The following is a 19,805-nucleotide window of genomic DNA, read 5'->3' on the forward strand; positions in this document are numbered from 1 at the left end:
TACATAAAGGCTTTCTATGCTTCAATCTGATTCGACTTCATCTATCATGCCACAAGTGATTATTTCTGCACAGAAACTTACACAAAGCATTCAATTACAGCAAAAGTTGCTTACCATTTTTGAAAATATAGATGTCGAAATTTTGGCAGGAGAGCAGGTTGCTATTACAGGGCGCTCAGGCTCAGGTAAATCAACATTATTGGGTATATTGGCTACGCTAGATCAGGCATCTTCTGGTCAGTTATATGTCAGTGGTGAGTCTGTACATGATTTGAATGAAGAACAACGTGCGCTGATCCGTTTAAAACATATTGGTTTTGTTTTCCAATCGTTTCAATTATTGCCTTCTTTGACTGCACTTGAGAATGTGATGTTGCCATTAAGGTTACAACCTCATTTTAATTATGCGGACGCGGAGAAAAAAGCAGAAAGTTTGTTGAAAAGAGTCGGCTTAGAAAGACAAATTCATCAAACACCGAAAGTTCTTTCGGGTGGTGAGCAACAACGTGTGGCTATAGCACGAGCTTTGGTGAGTGAACCCAAAATTATATTTGCCGATGAACCCACAGGAAATCTTGATGGGGATACTGCTCATGAGATTGAACAGTTGTTGTTTAATCTAAATCGTGAACTTGGCACAACTTTGGTGTTAGTGACACATGATCCTAAATTAGCAGAGCAGTGTCAGCGTCATTTTGAATTAAAAGATGGTAGTTTGATTGAGCATTTTAAAACAGTTGAGACGATGTAATGAATGCATTGTTTAAACCCTTACTTCGACAGAGTTTTGGCTCAACAGGTATTTATTTACTCATCATTGCGATTAGTCTAGCGATTAGTGCAACCACGGCACTGAAGTTTAGTAATGATCAAATTAAACAGGCGGTATCACTTCAAGCTGCCAAAATGCAAGCAGCTGACTTAGTGCTGACAGATAATGATCCGATTGATCCATCATGGAAAGACGCCGCAACTCAGCAAGATTTAAAACAAACAGAAGTCACCGTTTTTAGCTCGATGGCACATACTGATGCTGAATTTGTCATGGTCAATGTCAAAGCAATTCAGCCTAATTTCCCATTACGTGGCGAGTTAGTGATTGCTCCGAATGCAACGTCTATTCAATCTGGTGAAGTCTGGCTGAGTCAAAGGGCTTTGGAGTTGTTAAAACTCAAGTTGGGTGATGTGCTCAATATCGCAGATGCTCAATTTAATGTGACTGGTGTTATTCAACAAGACAGCAATCAAGAAATGGGCTTTGCAGGCTTTTCGCCAACGGTCATCATTTCACAGCAAGATGTTGCAAAAACTAATGCGATTCAACCAGGTAGTCGAATTGATTATCGACTCCTCATGTCAGGTGAACCACAACAATTAAACGCGTTTGAAACTTTTTATAAAGAAAAGACAGGGCGTTCAGATGAATTGAATGATCCTGAAACTAAGGGTTCTCAACGTGGTTCTTCGACAACGAATGCTTCACAAAATAGCGGTTCACAGAACAGTTCAGCGCAAACCAACTCATCAGATAATCTCGATGCAGATACCTCCAATGAAGGTGTTGAACAGGGAAGTCTAAGGCTTCGTACTGCGAGTGATGGCAACACTCGTTTAGTTAAGCCCATTGAAAACTTAGATACGTTCTTACAGCTGGCAAATATTTTAACCATTTTATTGTGTGGTATCGCGATCGCTCTAACCAGTCAACGTTATGTACATCAAAACCAAGATTACATTGCATTGATGCGGTGTATGGGGGCTGAAAAGAAGCAGATTCTGAGTGCTTACATCAGCTTGTTGGGTGCAATAGTACTTATTTCGATGCTCATAGGCAGTATTTTAGGTTTAGGTCTAGGCTATGCGCTGTTGCAACTGATGCTTCAAATTATTCCGAATTTGGAATTGAGTTTTAAAATTACGGATATGTTATTTGGACCATTGCCGATTGCAATATTTACCAGTGCGATTGTGCTGTTTGGATTTGTGCTGCCGAGTTTATGGCAACTTCTAAATACGCCACCGATTCGTGTGATACGCCAACAGGAAAAGTCAGCACGATCTATGATGATTATGTTTGCATCGGGCGTGGTCAGTCTGATTATTTTTAGTTTGGTTTTGACTGAAAATATGATGCTCAGTGCATTGGTCATCGGCGTGATTATTTTTTTAAGTGCTATTTTATACAGTGTGATCTGGTTGATCTTAAAGAGCATCAAAGCTTTAAAAAATAGACTGTCAAGCTATGTACGGACACCAGCAGAAACCGCATTACAAATTACGGCATTGGCATTGGGTTTGAGCTTAATCACGGTACTCGCTGTTTTAAGAACAGATTTGTTGGATCGTTGGCAACAACAACTACCAGATGGAACGCCGAATCAGTTTGTGTACGGTTTACCGCCATTTGAAGTGGATCAATTTAGAGCGCAAATTCAAGCCAATCAATGGGAAAGCACGCCGTTATATCCAAACATTAAAGGACGTTTGATTGCACATAATGGTCAAGCATTTAGCCCTGAATTGGTTAAAAGTAATAATTCATTAAGACGTGAATTGAACTTGACGCAGTCGGATCAATATCCTCAAAACAATGACATTGTAGAGGGTGGAGCATCCCTAAAAAATATGGGTGATGTATCTGTCGAAGCCAATCTTGCAACAGAGTTGGGCATCAAAGTCGGGGATCAGCTCACTTTTAGCTTGCCAGAGGGTGAGTTACAAGCCAAAGTGATTAATCTCCGAAATGTAGAGTGGGAAAGTTTTACACCAAACTTCTTCTTTATTTTTGCTCCAAATTCGATGGATGCCAATGCAGGAAGCTATTTAGGCAGTTTTTATGTACCACCAACGGATAAAGATTCATTGGTCAAAGTAATCCAACAATTTGCCAATACCGTCTTTATCGATGTGTCATTGATTTTGGATGAGATTAAAAAACTGGTGAATGTACTGGTTCAGATCGTGACTATTTTAGCGATCTTAGTTAGTTTGTCCGGTTTCCTAGTGCTAATTGCCTGCATCAATTTATTGATGGATGAACGAAAAAGAGAAGTCGCGCTGATGCGTTCTTTTGGAAGTTCAAAAGCTCAGTTGAAAAATATGATGACCATTGAAATTGGTTTGATTGGGCTGATTTCAGGTGTGGTAGCTTGTTTATTTGCAGAGGTGATTAGTGCAATTGCGAGTTATAAAATGGATTTGAGTATTCAGCTACATTTTGAAATTTGGCTGATCCTGCCGATTACCATGTCTATCTTATGTGCATTGATTGGACGTTATCGTTTGAGTTATCTCAGTGAAATTCCACCATTACAAAGTTTAAGAGAAATGAACCAATAAAACTTATCGCACATAGAATAGATTCCTAATAAAAAATCTATTCTATGTATATATATCTTTGAAGGATGAACCGAGTCGGTTCATCTTTTTTTATGCAAGCTCACTTAAAATTTGCTGACTAAATTGTTGCCATAGTGGTGCAATATAAGTGACTAAACTTAAGCAATATTGGTAAAAGAAATAACAACTGGCAATGCCGATGATCAGTCCTGCGATATTAAATATAGTACTTTGATTGATCTTTTGACCGATATACCAAATCAACGCCAATGCAGCACCCATGATCATGCCACCAATGTGTGCGGCATTATTGATACCGCTGATCATGAAGCCCATCGCCAAGTTAATCCCTAAAACCATGAGCAATGTCTTTTTATCTAAGATAAATAGCTGGTTTTTAAGCTGAGGTAAAATAGAGAGCATGGTCAGGGCTGCACCTAAACCCATGACAGCACCTGATGCTCCTGCACCAACACCTGGGTACAAATCTTGTTTAGGTTCGCCTAGCTTGATCAACTCATAGGTGTCTTGAATGCTGATATAGCCACTGAGTAAGCTTCCCATCAAGCCTGCCAGTAGATATAAACCAAAAAAATAGAACCGACCAAAGAGTTGCTCTGCTACATTGCCAAAAATATACAGTGCCCACATATTCAACATCAGGTGAATTAAACCAAAATGAAAAAACATGCTGGTGAAAAGTCGAATGGGTTCCGCAAGAAATGTAATCGGTGCATAATCAGCACCCCAGCGAATGGCATCCATTGAACTCGGTTGCGTCACGTCCATCCCTTGAATGACTTGCCATGCAAAAAGCCCGACATTGATTGCGATGAGACATGCAGTGATCCACCAGAGCTGCATTTGTATTTTATTTTTATTTTGCATAGAGATAGGATAATCAGACATGATATTTTTGTGCATTCGCCATTATTTATCGCCAAGCTTAGCATGAAAATATATATTTTCAGGAGGAAACCAGAAGCATGAAGGCTTTTCTTGTACGTACATCATTGATCATTTTAAGCGTAATACTTTTGGTACAGCTCTGGATTTTCTCAAGTTTAGTGTGGTGGCGAACCAATCCTGTTGACTCAACGATGATGATGCGAATTGATTATTGGTCTGATTATTCGCAGCCTATTCAGCATGAATGGCGTGATTATGACAATATCAGTACCTATTTCAAACAGGCGATTGTTGCAGCAGAAGATGCCAAATTTATGCAACATCACGGATTTGATTGGGATGGAATGCGTTTCGCATTAGAGCGTAATAAAGATAAGGGCAAAGTTGTTGCTGGAGGATCAACGATTTCACAACAATTGGCAAAGAACCTCTTTTTATTTAATAAACGTTCATTTGTACGTAAGGGGCAAGAAGCTGTAGCAACATGGATGATGGAGCGTATTTGGTCTAAGCAACGTATTCTTGAGGTCTATATCAACTCTGTTGAATTTGGTGAAAATATTTATGGTGTTGAAGCTGCAAGTCAGCACTATTTTGGAATTAGCTCACGAAGTATGTCTCGTGAACAAGCGGCATTCTTAGCAGCCTTACTCCCGAATCCAAAATATTATCAAAATCATCGCAATGACCGCACCTTGCAGTATCGAAAACGTCTGATTTTAAAATATATGCGACATAGCGATTTACCAAAATAATGAAAATGACTAAAAGCCCAATATATTTGGGCTTTTTTTATGAAATTGTCATAAATTTGAAGCATACTAAACTTAGATCAAACCATTGAACACAGGTTGAACATGAATACCGCAGTGACGACTTCTTCTCAAGACAGCAACGTTTCAAATGAAACTTTAGTGCCAGTAGAATATACCTATAACGATCGATTTATTAATCGTGAACTGTCTATTCTTGATTTTCATTTACGTGTTCTAGAACAAGCGGTTGATCCTTTGCATCCGTTATTGGAGCGAATGAATTTCTTGTTGATCTTCTCGCGTAATATGGATGAATTTTTTGAAATTCGAGTTGCAGGCGTCATGGAACAGCTTGCACTTGGCAATGAAAGTCGTAGTCCAGATGGTCTCACGCCAAAACAAGTGTTAGATAAAATTTCTGAAACGACGCATGCTGCTATTGAACGCCAATATCGTATTTTAAATGAAGAAATTTTTACACAGTTACGTAAAGAAGATATTTGTTTCTTACGTCGTGGTGAATTGACACCTGCACAGTCTCAGTGGGTTAAAAAGTATTTCCAAGAACAGGTTGCTCCAGTACTTACACCTATTAGTCTCGATCCAGCACATCCGTTCCCAAGATTAGTGAACAAGAGTCTAAACTTCATTGTGACGCTAGAGGGTAAAGATGCCTTTGGTCGTCAGATTGATCTAGCTGTTGTTCCTGCACCACGTTCATTACCACGTGTTGTACGCTTACCTGATGAGCTTACCGGTGGCAAAGAACACCATGTGATGTTGTCAGCAATTATCCATGAGCACGTTTCTGATTTGTTCCCAGGAATGACGGCTACGGGTTGTTACCAGTTCCGTGTGACACGTAATGCAGATTTGGCATTGAATGAAGATGTTGAGGATTTAGCAATTGCACTCAAAGGTGAGTTGAACTCACGTCGTTTTGGTCGTGCTGTTCGTTTAGAAGTGACTCATAACTGTCCGAAGCACATCTACGATTATTTATTGGATGAGTTTGATTTAGAGGAAGAACAACTTTATAAAGTTGATGGTCCAGTTAACTTGGCTCGTTTATTGTCCAATTTCAAGCGTCCACATTTACGCTATGACTCACATACGCCTGTGATACCCAAAGTATTGAAGAAAGCGGAGAATGTTTTCTCTGCGATGAAGAAACAAGACATTTTGTTACACCATCCCTTTGAGTCATTTTCACCTGTCATCAATTTATTGCGTGAAGCGGCGAGAGATCCTCAAGTTTTAGCCATCAAACAAACGCTATATCGTAGCGGACCTGATTCTGAAATCGTACAAGTACTGGCTGAAGCAGCGCGAAATGGTAAAGAAGTAACCGCTGTGATTGAACTTCGTGCACGTTTTGATGAAGAGTCGAATATTGCGGTGGCTAATGTTCTTCAAGAAGCGGGTGCTGTCGTTGTGTATGGCATTGTGGGTTATAAAACGCATGCCAAAATGATTCTTGTGGTACGCCGTGAAAATAATAAGTTGGTGCGTTATGTACATTTAGGTACAGGTAATTATCACGCTGGTAATGCACGTATCTATACAGACTATGGCTTGATGACTACACAAAAAGATTTGTGTGAAGATGTGCATCGTATTTTCCAAGAGTTAACAGGTATGGGGAAAATGGCGAAGCTGAAAAAGCTGCTCCATGCGCCATTTACTTTACACACTCAGTTGATTGCCTTCATTGATGAAGAAATCGCACATGCTAAAGCAGGAAAACCTGCTCAAATTATTGTCAAAGTGAATGCACTGACTGAAGTGCAGTTAATCAATAAATTGTATGAGGCATCGCAAGCAGGGGTGCAAGTTGATTTGATTATTCGTTCAATTTGCTGTTTACGTCCAGGTTTACCCGGCCTGTCTGAGAATATTCGCGTGCGTTCAATCGTAGGCCGTTTCCTAGAGCATACACGTGTGTATTACTTTGGAAATGATGGCAACTCACGTTTGTATTGTTCAAGTGCCGATTGGATGGATCGAAACTTGTTTAATCGTGTCGAGGTTTGTTTCCCTGTTGAAGAGCCAATGTTGAAAAAGCATATTTACCAACAAGGGTTATTGAACTATATGAAGGACAACCAAGGTTCTTGGTTACTGAATGGTGATGGCACTTGGGAACGTGTGAAGTTAAAAGAGGGGGAGACTCCTCATAATGCACAACACGTTTTACTTGAACTTTTTAAATAAAAACAGTGTCAAAAAAAGGAGCCTATCGGCTCCTTTTTTGATGTTTAACTTTAATATTTGGCTTTAAGGTTTTACTCCAAGCTTGTATCGCTTTCAGGGAATTAATTTAATTCGGCTGTAATTTTTTGCAAGACTTGAAGTAAAACATCAAATTCACTTTGAAGCGGTGTACTTTTACGCGTCACTAAAGATAAAACACGTGATGGTGCATTCTCAATCGGTTTAATCACAAGTTGATCATTATATTTCAACATGTGAGTATTTACCGCAATTTGAGGAAGCAAAGTAAAACCTAAATTAGAGCTGACCATTTCAACCAAAGTAGGTAATGAACTCGCTTTTAAACGATGATCATTTTTGCGCTCGCCAATTGGGCATACACTTAAAGTATGATCACGTAAACAATGACCTTCTTCAAGTAGCATCAAATGAGATAGATCAAGATCTTCTAAGCTCGTTGCTTGCGCAGTTTTGTGATCTGCTTTATTGCATACTAAATACAGACTTTCTTTCGCAATTTCAGCAACTTTTAAACCACGAGTATCAAATGGTAGCGCAAGCATGATCATGTCTAAGTTGCCATGTTCAAGCTTTTCAACCAGATGTTCACTCTGTGCTTCATGCAAATGAAGTTGAATCTTGGGTAATTCTTTGTGCACTTCTTCTAATAATTGCGACAAGATAAATGGGGCAATTGTTGGAATGATACCTAGATGCAGATCACCAGTCAGTGGTTCGCTCATTTCACGACTGAGCCGCATTAAATCTTGAGCATCTGCAAGGAGGACACGGGCACGTGCAACAACTTGCTCGCCGAGTGGAGTTAAACGTACATTTTGACGGTCACGTTCAACCAGTACGCCACCCAATAAACGCTCAAGTTCCATAATCCCGCCCGAAAGGGTAGATTGTGTAACGAACGAGCGACGTGCTGCTTCAGTAAAATGCAACGTCTCAGATAGTGTCACCAAATATGACAGCTGTCTTAGGGAAGGTAATGCAGCCATAGTGTCCTAGTGTTTATCATTTAAAATGTTTTGCAAATAAACCACTGAGTTGTGGAATAAAATGCGCAGGAATATCATGCCCCATTCCTTCAATTAATTCAAATTTCGCGCCTGAAATGGCTTTCGAAACTGCTCTACCATGGCTAGATGGTAGTAAACGATCTTTAGAGCCGTGTACCACAAGAGTCGGCTTATCAATTTGTTTATCGATCTGAAGTAAAGAGCCTGTACATAATATTGCTAAAAACTGTTGAAGTACACCCGCTGGATGGTAACTCCGTTGATATAATTTTCTTGCAGTCTGCATTACCTCTATTTGATTGAGGTAACCTGGAGATCCGATAGTCTGCATCACCTTTAAACTATGATGAATAATACCTTCTTCATCATTAGAAGCAGGTCTACCAATTAGACTAAATAGTTGCTTAGGGAAAGGTGGTGCAAGAAAAGGTTGGTTATTACTGGTAAATAACAATCCGACTTTGTCTACTTTATCAGGATGCTTGGCTGCGATGATTTGAGCAATCATACCGCCCATCGACGCACCAATGATATGTGCTTTTTCTAGACCTAAGCGCTCAATTAACAAGGCTGCATCATCTGCCATGTCATATAAATCATAGGCAGAACCATGATTGGACAATCCAAAAGCAAAGCGTCCCATCAGTTTAAATGTATTTAAACGCGGACCTTTATTACGGATTTTAGAGGAAAGACCAATGTCTCGGTTATCAAAACGAATGACGCGAAAATCTTGGTCAATGAGTGATTTACAAAAGAAATCGGGCCAAAACAACATTTGAGCACCTAAGCCCATAATCAACAAAATACTTGGATGATCTGGGTTACCACCAATTTCAACGTGAAGTTGAATACCATTGCCTAAGTCGACTTTGGTTTCTTGCATAAAATGTGCATAAGGTGAAACACTATATTGTAAGGCGCTATTCATTTTTATTTTTCCTCTAAGAGGATATTTTGATTAGAAAATATCCTCGCTATTTAAACCTTAAACAGTCGCAGGAATCAAGTCCGGGACTAATTTTGTTAGGCTCAGACGTTGTTTGCCTGCTGTTGCACCGAGTAGTACAAAACCACGTAAAGTATTTTCAGCATCAGTTGCTTTGGCGATCATACCGTCATCAAACTCTTCAGTTTCCCAAGTCACATCTACGCCAGCGGGAGCAGGGAGTACAGTTAAAGGTGCAGCAGGTGTTTTTACTGCAACTGGCATCGCAGGATAATGTACAGTAGTTGTTTGACCAGAGAGTGTTTTTGCTAGCGCACGTGCTTGTTGCATCAGTGGCATGACATAAGGCAATAACATGCCATTCACTTCTGCACAGTCACCAATCGCATAAACATCAGCTTGGTTGGTTTCCATCAGTGTATTGGTAATTACACCGCGACTGGTGTTAATGCCAGCATCTTGAGCCAAGCCAATATTAGGCTGTAAACCAATCGCAGAAAGAACCACATCTGCTATCAAGTTTTGACCATTAGCAAGTGTAACGACGTAAGCGTCTGCTTGTTTAGATACTTTTTCAACTGTTGTACCCAATACAAACTGGATACCGGTTTCTTCCATATTTTGTTTAAACGCTTCAGCAACGTGATTTGGCAATAAGCGTCCTAAAGGTTGTGGTGCTAAATCAATAACAGTGGCTTGATGACCTGTATTTTGTAAGTCATTGGCAAATTCGCAACCAATCAAACCTGCACCTAGAATTACCACGCGTTTGTCATTTTTCTTATCTAAATTTTCTCTGAAAGCACGATAATCATTAAGTGAGTTCACCACTAAAATGTCATCACTGCCATCACCTGCAATTGCTAAACGAATAGGATGTGCGCCTACAGCTAAAATCAATTTTGAATATTGTTGTGTTGTTGTTTGACCATCAACGTCTAAGCTTAGTTCATGTTTTTCAACATCAATGCTACGTACTGAAGTATGTGCTTGAATTTGTATATTGAGTTGAGCAGACATTTTTGCTGCATCACCTAAACCAATTTGTTCAGGTGCTTTTTTCCCAACCAAAGCATTTGAAAGAGTCGGTTTTGCATAGTTTACCGCGTCATCAGCACAGACCATCACCAACGCTTGCTCTGCGTTTAATTTGCGATATTCTCTTGCAAGTGTATAACCTGCCATGCCAGAACCAATGATTACGATAGGGTGCATATTACTCTCCAAAATGTGAGGGAAGGGTTTCTTATAGTTCATTAAAAAAGACCATGTAGCATGGTCTTCCGGGGATGATTAGATTTCTACCATTTCAAAATCAGCTTTTGAAACGCCACAATCAGGGCAAGTCCAATCATCTGGGATATCTTCCCATTTTGTTCCAGCTGTAATGCCATCTTGAGGCCAGCCTTCAGCTTCGTCATAAATCCATCCACAAACGATGCATTGATATTTTTTCATCTAATTCTCCAAAAACCGACAGATCCGATAAGTTGTCAGTAAAATATTCCAAACCGTACATTGACTCAATTAAACGACAATTTTTAATATTGTACGCATTCACGCAAATTTTTACGCAGTTCTATGATGAATGTAAAGTAAATAACGGAGTTTAACCTACTAAACTTTCAGCAGAATGGCAGAGAAGGACAAAACGCGTGCTGTTTGGGCTAATTATGCAATTTTTATGATTTTATGCATTCCAATAAAATTAATATTTTCAAATGTTTGGTTGCTTTAATAAAGCTGGATTTGAATACAAAAAACTTTTATTTTGTTTGATAAATACTCTATTTAGACTTAGGTCTAGCATAAATATTGGATAAATTACGGTATAATTCCATTCTGTAAAATATATATTAAATATTTATTTTATTGATGTGCTTTGTAAAATCAATAACTTAGCTTAATGGTTTGATTTAAAAAAGATCAGCTCTCTGTTTTTTATATCTAAAATCCGTTAAAATTCGCACATTCTTTATCTTCTCCTAAATCTCCTATGAACAACACGTCTACAGCTTTGTGGTCTCACATTCGTACTGTCCAAAATTTTCCAAAGCCTGGTATTTGTTTTTTTGATTTAACACCATTATTTATGAGCAATATTGGTCCATTAACAGATGCTTTAATTGAAAGTATCCCAGCTGAGCAATTGGCAGAAGTAGACAGTTTTGTAGCTGTAGAAGCACGTGGTTTTGTTTTAGCTAGCTTGTTGGCTCAGCGTACAGGCAAAGGTCTATTATTGGTTCGTAAAGCAGGCAAATTACCACCACCAGTTGTTGGTGTAGGTTATAGCTTAGAATACGGTATGGACCGCCTCGAAATGTCAGCGGATATTGCACCACAAAAAGTGATTATTGTGGATGATGTCTTGGCAACAGGTGGCACATTGAAAGCTGTTAAACAGTTAATGGATAAATGTGAACATAGCATCCTAGGTGCAAGTATTTTCCTTGATTTACCAGATTTACATGGTGATTTAGGCTTTAATATTTGGACCGTTTTAGATGATAAAACCATGCCAGAAGCTCAAGTTGCGTAATGCTATATAGATCAGCAGAGTTATTTGCTGACTTGACACTATATTTAAGCCTTGCTCAAGCAAGGCTTTTTTATATGTGTGGTAATTGATCGAATTTTTATTGGATTAAATTATAAAAATTTAAAAATATTCTTTTAAACGATGAATGAGATCATTAATTCGTTCCGGATGTTCTAAGCGATGATGACCACCTTCGATACTTTCAACGACCATAAATGATTCAAGTTGATCCATTGTTTGGCGCATATCTAGTATTTCATCACCCAACTCAAGATAAGCCAATTGCGGAATATCATGGTCCAAATCGTGTTCATCAATCGCAGGATAATCTTCACGAAAGCAAGGAGATAGATTGGGGTTAGCAATGATTGCGGGCAGTTGGTACAGCTTAGACATTTTAAGTGCCCAATATGCACCTAAGCTATGTCCAATTAAGACATCAGGCTTCATTTTTTGAATAATATCCTGATAAAATTTTTCAACGGTTTTAAAATTTAGATTGCGATAGTCAACATTGATACAAAGTTTATGATCAGTATCAATGGCTTCGAACTTAGTTGATTCCTTGGATGAATCGAGTCCGTGTAAAAATAAAACTTTATGTGAGCGGCTTGTCATTTTGATTATTCACACTTATTAAAATTACTCATTTTGAAATTTAGGCAAGCTGAGTAAGGTTTGACGTTTCTATTTAATCCTGAGAAGTTTAGGTGTTTTTTTCAGCGAAATAACTAAGCTTTTGGTCTAAGATTTAATCTTTTTATTTGGTTTTTATTAATAAAGTATTGAAATTTAAGTTTTTATTTATTTGGGTGGTTTTGTTTTTTATTTATTTTTCAATAAAATATTCAGGATTATGATGGAACAATAATTATTTTGCCTATCGCATGCTACTGCTCAATAGCACTTAGATCTGATATGCTATGCAACTTCCGATTTTTCAATTCAATATACGAGGCAGAGATGACGCAACAAAACGCTCAATCGACTTCTGAACAAGCCATTTCCGAAAACGATTTAATCGCACAGCGTCATGCCAAGCTAAAACAAATACAAGAGAAGGCGAAGGAAACCAATACCAGTCCTTGGCCAAATACGTTTAAACGTGAACACTACGCACAAGATTTACAAGATCAGTTTGCTGAAATCTCTAAAGAAGACATCGAAGCAGGCGAAAAGGTTTATGTAAAAGTTGCGGGTCGTGTAATGTTGAACCGTGGTTCATTCATGGTCATTCAAGACATGACGGGTCGTATCCAGCTTTATGTTGCACGTAAAGAATTAGCCCCTGAAGTTTTAGAAACAATCAAAAGTTTAGATTTAGGCGATATTATTGCTGTTGAAGGCTATGTTGGTCGTTCAGGTAAAGGTGATCTTTATGTTCATATCGAACATTTCGAACTTTTAACTAAGTCACTTCGTCCGCTTCCAGATAAATTCCACGGTTTAACAGATACAGAAGTTAAATACCGTAAGCGTTATTTAGATTTGATCGTAAACGAAGAAACACGCAAAACATTTGAAATTCGTGCACAAGTGGTGTCAGGTATTCGTGCGTATTTAACGAATGAACGCTTTATGGAAGTTGAAACTCCAATGATGCATGTGATTCCGGGTGGTGCTTCTGCACGTCCATTCGAGACTCATCACAATGCTTTAGACATGCCTTTATTCTTACGTATTGCACCTGAGCTTTACTTAAAACGTTTGGTTGTTGGTGGTTTTGAGCGTGTATTCGAAATTAACCGTAACTTCCGTAACGAAGGTGTTTCGACACGTCACAACCCAGAATTTACGATGATTGAATTCTATCAAGCTTATGCCGATTATAAAGACTTGATGGAATTGACTGAGAAGATGCTTGAAAAATTAGCCATCGATATCTTAGGTTCTACAGATGTGCCGTATGGAGAAGAAGTGTATAGCTTCAAAGGCCCATACAAAAAAATCTCAATGTTTGATGCAATCTTGGAAAACAACCCAAGCTTTACACCTGACAATGTAAATGACCGTGAGTTCCTTGCAGACTTCGTTAAAAATGAATTAAAAGAGCAAGTGAAACCTGGTTTTGGTTTAGGTAAACTTCAAACCATCGTGTTTGAAGAAACTGTAGAAACTAAACTTCGTCAGCCGACATTCATTACTGAATACCCAGCTGAAACTTCTCCACTTGCACGTCGCAATGATGATAATCCACACATCACAGATCGCTTTGAATTCTTTATCGGTGGTCGTGAATTGGCAAATGGCTTCTCAGAGTTAAATGACCCAATCGACCAAGCAGAACGTTTCCAAGCGCAAGTCAATGAGATGGAAGCAGGTGATGATGAAGCAATGCATTATGATGCAGACTTCATTGAAGCCTTAGAATACGGTCTACCGCCTACAGCAGGTCAAGGCATTGGTATCGATCGTCTTGTCATGTTATTTGCCAATGCGGCAAGTATCCGTGAAGTAATCTTGTTCCCACATATGCGTCATAAAAACTAATAATCGGTTTAATAAAAAATCCCTACATTGTTAGGGATTTTTTATTTTATTATTCTTGGGATTATTTCTTAATAGTTCTTATCTTTATTGAGTTTATCTAAACATTGTCGATTGTTAAAAAAATAGTTGTAAAAATCAATTGATTAAAATAATTATTAGGATTAATCATTAATGATAATTGTATCACAATATTGCTTTGTGTAAGTTAATGTTATTTAATGAAACTAAGAATAGAGTTAATGTAATCTTTCTAGATTAAATTAAATTAAAAACAAATAATAATTAAATACAATCATATTGAAGCTGTTGAAAATGATAAAAAAATATAAAATTAATTGGATTATTCCTTTTTTTGCTTTAGCTTCATCCCAATCTTTTGCACAAGGCATTATTTTAAATCATGCTGATTTACGTACAGATTTGAATTGGTTAAATCAGCAGGGTGTTATTCAAATCAGCACGTCTACATGGCCGCTGAGTGGTGATGAAATTCAACGTGCTTTGAGTAATGCCAATGTTACGACCACCACACAACAAAAAGTCATTCAATCAGTGCGCCAGAGCTTAGATGCTGAAAATGAATTTTTAAAGGTTGAAGCCTTTGCTGAGACTGATCCTAAAAATATTCCGCAAGCCTTTGGTGATGATCAAAAGTCACAATATGCGATTGGTGCAGAATTAAATGCGGGTAGTCAAAATTGGGATGCTCGCTTAAAAGTGAAAGGCGAGAAAGATCCACAAATTGATCATGATCAGGATATCAATGTCGAGGGTTCATACCTAGCGGGTAAATTGTGGAATCAATGGGTTATTGCGGGACAAATTCCAACGTACTGGGGGCCTGGTCATGATGGAAGTCTGATCCGAGGTGATGCAAGTCGTCCTGTTTATGGTGTGACAGTACAACGTGCTGAGCAAAATGCTTTTGAAAGTAAGTGGTTGTCTTGGGTTGGCCCATGGCAGTATCAAGCATTTGCTGGTCAACTGGATGATTATCAATCCATACCTGATACACGTTTGATGGGTTTACGTATTACAGCACAACCGTTACCTTATTTAGAATTGGGAGCTTCACGTACTTTCCAAATTGATGGTGAAGGTCAACCAGGTTCAGCTAAGGCTTACTGGAATGCATTCATTGGGAAAGATAATGAGTGTGCTGATAGTAGTTGTACGGGAGAGGGAAATGCATCCAATCAAATTGCAGGATTTGATGCGCGTTTAAATTTAAATTCTCTTTTATCCGTACCTGCAAGTGTATATGCACAGTATGTTGGTGAAGATGAAGCAGGTGGTTTACCAGCCAAAAAAATGTATTTGGCGGGTATTGATTACTCAGCAAATTACAAAAATATGCCCTACCAAGTTTATGCAGAGTGGGCAGATACTACGACCAATGGTAATGCAGAAGGCATTTCTTATAATCACCATATTTATACAGATGGTTATTACCAACATGGTTACCCACTTGCACATGCAATCGGTGGAGATGGTGAAATGGTTTCTGTCGGTGGGGATATTCGTTTTGATCCCATGAATCGATTATCTGGTCGTGCACTGTATTCCAAAGTGAATCAGTCAGGGCGTTTAACAAATTTTGCATTTCCTGAAAATGATAAAATTAAAGCTTTGGACTTGACCTGGACGCATTATATTAAGCCAAGCATTCCATTGAAGATTAACGGTTGGGTGGCTGACTCAGACCTTAATGGTAATGATGCAGGACTATCACTGGGTGTTGAATTGCCGCTTGAGAAAGCGATGTTTGGATTTTAAACAATCAGAAATAAAAAAGTCCCATTTATGGGACTTTTTTATGGCGCAAATATCCAAAACTTTAGAGACTACTTTGAAGATGACCGCTTATTATAATAGGCAGGTCTGAATTCGTACTTTCATATCCAAACTCGATTGTAAAATATAGTGCTTCATCCAATGATAAGACTGCCCCATAGGATTGATTTTAGTGGCACTTTCTAAAAAGTTTAATTCAGGCAGATTAAACAGTTGCTGTTCAATACATTGGCTAAATTGTTCTGAGTTGACGTATAAATCTGTTTCGATTAAATAGAATTTTTTTGGATAGTTATAAAAGGCATAACAAAGATTAAAAGCCTTTTGATCACCTTTCAGATTATTAATCGCAATTTCGTAGCGCTTGTCTTGGTTGCTATGTGTCACGCCAATTAAATATTTTAATTTTTGATTTTCGAGTTTGATTGCAAACTGAAGTCCAAGTTGGTCTGAAGTATGTTCATGTTGCACAAAAATATTAAAAGCTGCGCCATCTTCAGTATAGGGCTCTTGCAAGACCAGAATATTGTCATTGTGCTGATAAATATTTCCAGCGAACTGGGCGTTTTCAAGAGATTCTTTAATGTGTTCTAGGCTAAGCATGGGAGAAAAGCTTTTGGAAAGGTCTAATGATTGAATTTTATATGAGCTAAGACTTAGAATCTGTTGAACTATTGATCAGTTGAGTTTTACATTGAGCATTGCTAATCATATAAATCGCATTCTAATGTCATTTTTATTCATGTTGTAAGCGATAGAAATGTTTAAAATACGGTGTGAGAGCAGAAAACAAAGAAATTATTGTTTTATATTTCAGCTAAGGTTTAGCAGTTATATGAATAAGGCTAAGAAATTATAGCTAAGCCCTGATTTTATAATACTAATTTTGTATTTATCATGTTTTTATATGATGTTTAGATATATCAATATAAAAAAACATGCTAAAGAAAAGTTGGCTAAATCACTATAATGAATATAAATTTTCAAAAGTGTCATAAGTACACGTTTTTCTAAGCTGGTGTTGTCCATGTCGTTAAATGAGGAAAGACTTACTCATCTAAAGCAGCTTGAAGCTGAGAGTATTCATATTATCCGCGAAGTCGCAGCCGAGTTTGAAAATCCGGTTATGCTTTACTCCATTGGTAAAGATTCAGCAGTGATGTTACACCTAGCGCTGAAAGCTTTTTACCCTGCAAAACTTCCATTCCCACTGTTGCATGTCGACACAGGTTGGAAATTTAAAGACATGATTTCGTTCCGTGACAACATGGCGAAAAAGCATGGTTTTGATTTGATCGTTCATCAAAACAAAGAAGGGAAAGACGCAGGAATCAATCCATTCGATCATGGTAGTTCAAAATATACCGACATCATGAAAACTCAAGGCTTAAAACAAGCACTTGATAAATATGGTTTCGATGCTGCTTTTGGTGGTGCGCGCCGTGATGAAGAGAAATCACGTGCGAAAGAGCGTGTGTATTCATTCCGTGATGATAAGCACCGTTGGGATCCGAAAAACCAACGTCCAGAACTTTGGAATCTTTACAACGGTAAAGTGAACAAAGGCGAAAGTATTCGTGTATTCCCATTATCAAACTGGACTGAGCTTGATATTTGGCAATATATCTATTTGGAAAGCATTCCATTAGTACCACTGTATTTGGCTGCGGAACGTCCTGTAGTTGAGCGTAGCGGTACGTTGATTATGGTTGATGATGAACGGATGCCTTTGAAAGAAGGTGAGGTTCCAGAAATGAAATCGGTACGTTTCCGTACTTTAGGTTGTTATCCATTAACAGGTGCAGTGGAATCGACTGCTGATACCTTGCCTGAAATCATCCAAGAGATGCTTTTGGCGACCAGCTCTGAACGTCAAGGTCGTATGATTGACCATGATGAAGCAGGCTCGATGGAGAAGAAAAAACAAGAAGGTTACTTCTAATTTATCTCAACCGATTTCAACGTATTTGTGGAGCTATGAGCCATGTCTCATCAATCAGATTTGATTAGCCAAGATATCTTGGGCTATTTAAAACAACATGAAAATAAAGACTTATTACGTTTCTTGACTTGCGGTAATGTTGATGACGGTAAATCGACGCTTATTGGTCGTTTACTTTACGATTCAAAATTGATTTATGAAGATCAATTGCAAGCGGTAACGCGTGACTCTAAAAAAGTAGGCACTACAGGTGATGCGCCTGATTTAGCCTTACTTGTAGATGGTTTACAAGCTGAGCGTGAGCAGGGGATTACCATTGATGTCGCATATCGTTATTTCTCTACAGAAAAGCGTAAGTTCATCATTGCGGATACCCCAGGGCATGAGCAATACACACGTAACATGGCAACAGGTGCGTCTACTTGTGACCTTGCGATCATCTTGATTGATGCGCGTTACGGTGTTCAAACTCAAACACGTCGTCATACTTATATTGCAAGCTTACTTGGTATTAAGAACATTATTGTTGCAATTAACAAAATGGACTTAGTTGAGTTCTCTGAAGCACGCTTCAATGAAATTCAAACTGAATATGCAGGCTTTGTTGCACAACTGGGCGACCGTAAACCATCGAATATCATCTTTACGCCGATTTCTGCGTTAAATGGTGACAATGTGGTGAATAAGTCTGTCAATACACCGTGGTACGCAGGTGAGACTTTAATGGGTTCTTTGGAATCTGTTGAAATTAACCGTACTTCAGCAAAAGCTGATTTCCGTTTCCCTGTGCAGTATGTTAACCGTCCGAACCTCGACTTCCGTGGTTTCTGCGGTACGATCGCACTAGGTGATGTGAATGTTGGTGATACGATTACAGCATTGCCTTCAGGTAAATCATCGACAGTTAAAGAAATCGTGACGTTTGATGGTAATTTGGAGCGTGCGGTTGCAGGTCAGGCGGTAACAATTACCTTAAATGATGAAATTGATATTTCACGTGGTAATGTGTTGATCCGTGCTGATCAAGCTGTGCCAAGTATTTCACGTTCAGTTCAAGCGACTGTGGTGTGGATGGCTGATCAACCACTTGTGATTGGTAAGCTTTATAACATCAAAATTGGTACACAAACTGTTCCTGCAAAAGTTACAGCAATCAACTATCGTACCAATGTGAATACATTGGAAAAAGCGAAAGTTGAGAACCTTGAGCTAAATGCGATTGCGAATGTAACTGTTGAGTTTGATGCCCCAGTGGTATTTGACCGTTATCAAGACAGTCGTTACACAGGGTCATTCATCTTTATTGATCGTTTAAATAACGTAACGATTGGTGCAGGTATGGTAGAAGAGTCTGTTGAATGGACTGCGCATAGCAATCCTGTGACTGCAGAAGCTCGTGCTGCACGTTTAGGTCAAAAACCTGCTGCGGTGACTGTGTCTGAAAAAGCACTTCAAAATGCGCAAGCGATTGAGAACTTGTTACTTCAACAAGGCATCGTGGCAATTGCGAAATCAGGTCTTGATGCTGCTCAAGTTACGCTACTCCGTGAAACAGGTGTGGTTGTGATTACGACTGTTAGTGAAGGGACTGACGTAAGCTATGCAGATGAGTCTACTGAAGCATTGGCTGATAAAATTGTTGAGTTAGTTCGTCTGTAATAGATTGAGCTGATTAAAAGAACCCGCTTTTCAGCGGGTTTTTTATTTTGATTGAATTTAATTCAATCAAAATAAAAAGTAAAGGAACGTTTATATCATGAAATACCAGTTTAGCTTGATAAGTAGTGAAACTTGACACGATTAAACATTATTTCTGAGAAAGGTATAAAGCATACTTCAAATAAAT

General features: G+C 38.5%; 16 protein-coding genes. 9 read left to right on the forward strand and 7 right to left on the reverse strand.

What is annotated here, in order from left to right; all coding sequences use genetic code 11:
* The first annotated feature begins 16 nt into the window (after positions 1–16).
* Positions 17–751: an ABC transporter ATP-binding protein gene (locus AC5YDM_RS08775; protein ID WP_496151740.1), complete on the forward strand. Its 735-nt coding sequence runs from the start codon at positions 17–19 to the stop codon at positions 749–751.
* Positions 751–3,339: an ABC transporter permease gene (locus tag AC5YDM_RS08780; protein WP_496151741.1), complete on the forward strand. Its 2,589-nt coding sequence runs from the start codon at positions 751–753 to the stop codon at positions 3,337–3,339. Before AC5YDM_RS08775 ends, AC5YDM_RS08780 begins: the two co-directional genes overlap by 1 nt.
* A 90-nt stretch (positions 3,340–3,429) precedes the next feature.
* On the opposite strand, the gene AC5YDM_RS08785 is transcribed toward AC5YDM_RS08780, so the two are convergent.
* On the reverse strand, positions 3,430–4,248 hold the full coding sequence (locus AC5YDM_RS08785) for a rhomboid family intramembrane serine protease (protein WP_496151742.1): 819 nt from the start codon (positions 4,246–4,248) through the stop codon (positions 3,430–3,432).
* 77 nt (positions 4,249–4,325) lie between these two features.
* Between AC5YDM_RS08785 and mtgA the strand changes: the two genes are divergently transcribed.
* Both mtgA and ppk1 read left to right on the forward strand, forming a co-directional pair.
* Complete coding sequence (gene mtgA / locus AC5YDM_RS08790) at positions 4,326–5,003, forward strand: monofunctional biosynthetic peptidoglycan transglycosylase (protein ID WP_496151743.1); 678 nt, start codon at positions 4,326–4,328, stop codon at positions 5,001–5,003.
* A gap of 102 nt (positions 5,004–5,105) precedes the next feature.
* Positions 5,106–7,217 carry a polyphosphate kinase 1 gene (gene ppk1, locus AC5YDM_RS08795; protein WP_496151744.1) on the forward strand — a complete coding sequence of 704 codons (2,112 nt, stop codon included), beginning with the start codon at positions 5,106–5,108 and terminating at the stop codon, positions 7,215–7,217.
* A gap of 101 nt (positions 7,218–7,318) precedes the next feature.
* On the opposite strand, the gene oxyR is transcribed toward ppk1, so the two are convergent.
* The 4 genes from oxyR to rubA all read right to left on the reverse strand — a co-directional run bounded on the left by oxyR (position 7,319) and on the right by rubA (position 10,652).
* Positions 7,319–8,224 (reverse strand): LysR family transcriptional regulator OxyR, encoded by a 906-nt coding sequence (oxyR, locus tag AC5YDM_RS08800; protein WP_496151745.1) that lies wholly within the window; start codon positions 8,222–8,224, stop codon positions 7,319–7,321.
* Positions 8,225–8,240: 16 nt separating this feature from the next.
* The gene (locus AC5YDM_RS08805; RefSeq protein ID WP_496151746.1) at positions 8,241–9,176 is read right to left on the reverse strand and encodes an alpha/beta fold hydrolase; all 936 of its coding nucleotides are present in this window, start codon (positions 9,174–9,176) and stop codon (positions 8,241–8,243) included.
* Between the two features lie 57 nt (positions 9,177–9,233).
* Positions 9,234–10,409 carry an NAD(P)/FAD-dependent oxidoreductase gene (locus AC5YDM_RS08810; RefSeq protein ID WP_496151747.1) on the reverse strand — a complete coding sequence of 392 codons (1,176 nt, stop codon included), beginning with the start codon at positions 10,407–10,409 and terminating at the stop codon, positions 9,234–9,236.
* 78 nt (positions 10,410–10,487) lie between these two features.
* Positions 10,488–10,652 carry a rubredoxin RubA gene (gene rubA, locus AC5YDM_RS08815; RefSeq protein ID WP_087511919.1) on the reverse strand — a complete coding sequence of 55 codons (165 nt, stop codon included), beginning with the start codon at positions 10,650–10,652 and terminating at the stop codon, positions 10,488–10,490.
* Positions 10,653–11,190: 538 nt separating this feature from the next.
* On the opposite strand from rubA, the gene AC5YDM_RS08820 reads away from it, so the two are divergent.
* Complete coding sequence (locus AC5YDM_RS08820) at positions 11,191–11,733, forward strand: adenine phosphoribosyltransferase (protein WP_496151748.1); 543 nt, start codon at positions 11,191–11,193, stop codon at positions 11,731–11,733.
* A 120-nt stretch (positions 11,734–11,853) separates the two neighbouring features.
* Here the strand turns inward: AC5YDM_RS08820 and AC5YDM_RS08825 are convergent, their stop codons facing one another.
* Positions 11,854–12,351 carry a YqiA/YcfP family alpha/beta fold hydrolase gene (locus AC5YDM_RS08825; protein ID WP_496151749.1) on the reverse strand — a complete coding sequence of 166 codons (498 nt, stop codon included), beginning with the start codon at positions 12,349–12,351 and terminating at the stop codon, positions 11,854–11,856.
* A gap of 345 nt (positions 12,352–12,696) precedes the next feature.
* On the opposite strand from AC5YDM_RS08825, the gene lysS reads away from it, so the two are divergent.
* Together lysS and AC5YDM_RS08835 are read left to right on the forward strand one after the other, a co-directional pair.
* Entirely contained in the window at positions 12,697–14,223 is a 1,527-nt protein-coding gene (lysS, locus tag AC5YDM_RS08830) for a lysine--tRNA ligase (protein ID WP_496151750.1), read from the forward strand.
* Between the two features lie 312 nt (positions 14,224–14,535).
* Positions 14,536–15,999 (forward strand): capsule assembly Wzi family protein, encoded by a 1,464-nt coding sequence (locus tag AC5YDM_RS08835; protein ID WP_496151751.1) that lies wholly within the window; start codon positions 14,536–14,538, stop codon positions 15,997–15,999.
* Between the two features lie 90 nt (positions 16,000–16,089).
* Here AC5YDM_RS08835 and AC5YDM_RS08840 read toward each other — a convergent pair whose 3' ends face one another.
* Positions 16,090–16,620: a hypothetical protein gene (locus tag AC5YDM_RS08840; RefSeq protein WP_496151752.1), complete on the reverse strand. Its 531-nt coding sequence runs from the start codon at positions 16,618–16,620 to the stop codon at positions 16,090–16,092.
* 424 nt (positions 16,621–17,044) lie between these two features.
* On the opposite strand from AC5YDM_RS08840, the gene cysD reads away from it, so the two are divergent.
* Positions 17,045–17,959, forward strand: coding sequence for a sulfate adenylyltransferase subunit CysD (gene cysD / locus AC5YDM_RS08845; protein ID WP_496151753.1), 915 nt, complete (start codon positions 17,045–17,047; stop codon positions 17,957–17,959).
* Between the two features lie 42 nt (positions 17,960–18,001).
* Positions 18,002–19,618: a sulfate adenylyltransferase subunit CysN gene (gene cysN / locus AC5YDM_RS08850; RefSeq protein ID WP_496151754.1), complete on the forward strand. Its 1,617-nt coding sequence runs from the start codon at positions 18,002–18,004 to the stop codon at positions 19,616–19,618.
* The last annotated feature ends 187 nt before the right edge of the window (positions 19,619–19,805 follow it).

It is taken from the genome of Acinetobacter sp. CY81, assembly GCF_059515925.1.

Excerpts from the sequence above, each read along its gene's own strand:
- AC5YDM_RS08775 (WP_496151740.1), top strand. The coding sequence starts at position 17 with ATGCTTCAATCTGATTCGACTTCATCTATCATGCCACAAGTGATTATT.
- AC5YDM_RS08780 (WP_496151741.1), top strand. The coding sequence starts at position 751 with ATGAATGCATTGTTTAAACCCTTACTTCGACAGAGTTTTGGCTCAACA.
- AC5YDM_RS08785 (WP_496151742.1), bottom strand. The coding sequence starts at position 4,248 with ATGTCTGATTATCCTATCTCTATGCAAAATAAAAATAAAATACAAATG.
- mtgA (WP_496151743.1), top strand. The coding sequence starts at position 4,326 with ATGAAGGCTTTTCTTGTACGTACATCATTGATCATTTTAAGCGTAATA.
- ppk1 (WP_496151744.1), top strand. The coding sequence starts at position 5,106 with ATGAATACCGCAGTGACGACTTCTTCTCAAGACAGCAACGTTTCAAAT.
- oxyR (WP_496151745.1), bottom strand. The coding sequence starts at position 8,224 with ATGGCTGCATTACCTTCCCTAAGACAGCTGTCATATTTGGTGACACTA.
- AC5YDM_RS08805 (WP_496151746.1), bottom strand. The coding sequence starts at position 9,176 with ATGAATAGCGCCTTACAATATAGTGTTTCACCTTATGCACATTTTATG.
- AC5YDM_RS08810 (WP_496151747.1), bottom strand. The coding sequence starts at position 10,409 with ATGCACCCTATCGTAATCATTGGTTCTGGCATGGCAGGTTATACACTT.
- rubA (WP_087511919.1), bottom strand. The coding sequence starts at position 10,652 with ATGAAAAAATATCAATGCATCGTTTGTGGATGGATTTATGACGAAGCT.
- AC5YDM_RS08820 (WP_496151748.1), top strand. The coding sequence starts at position 11,191 with ATGAACAACACGTCTACAGCTTTGTGGTCTCACATTCGTACTGTCCAA.
- AC5YDM_RS08825 (WP_496151749.1), bottom strand. The coding sequence starts at position 12,351 with ATGACAAGCCGCTCACATAAAGTTTTATTTTTACACGGACTCGATTCA.
- lysS (WP_496151750.1), top strand. The coding sequence starts at position 12,697 with ATGACGCAACAAAACGCTCAATCGACTTCTGAACAAGCCATTTCCGAA.
- AC5YDM_RS08835 (WP_496151751.1), top strand. The coding sequence starts at position 14,536 with ATGATAAAAAAATATAAAATTAATTGGATTATTCCTTTTTTTGCTTTA.
- AC5YDM_RS08840 (WP_496151752.1), bottom strand. The coding sequence starts at position 16,620 with ATGCTTAGCCTAGAACACATTAAAGAATCTCTTGAAAACGCCCAGTTC.
- cysD (WP_496151753.1), top strand. The coding sequence starts at position 17,045 with ATGTCGTTAAATGAGGAAAGACTTACTCATCTAAAGCAGCTTGAAGCT.
- cysN (WP_496151754.1), top strand. The coding sequence starts at position 18,002 with ATGTCTCATCAATCAGATTTGATTAGCCAAGATATCTTGGGCTATTTA.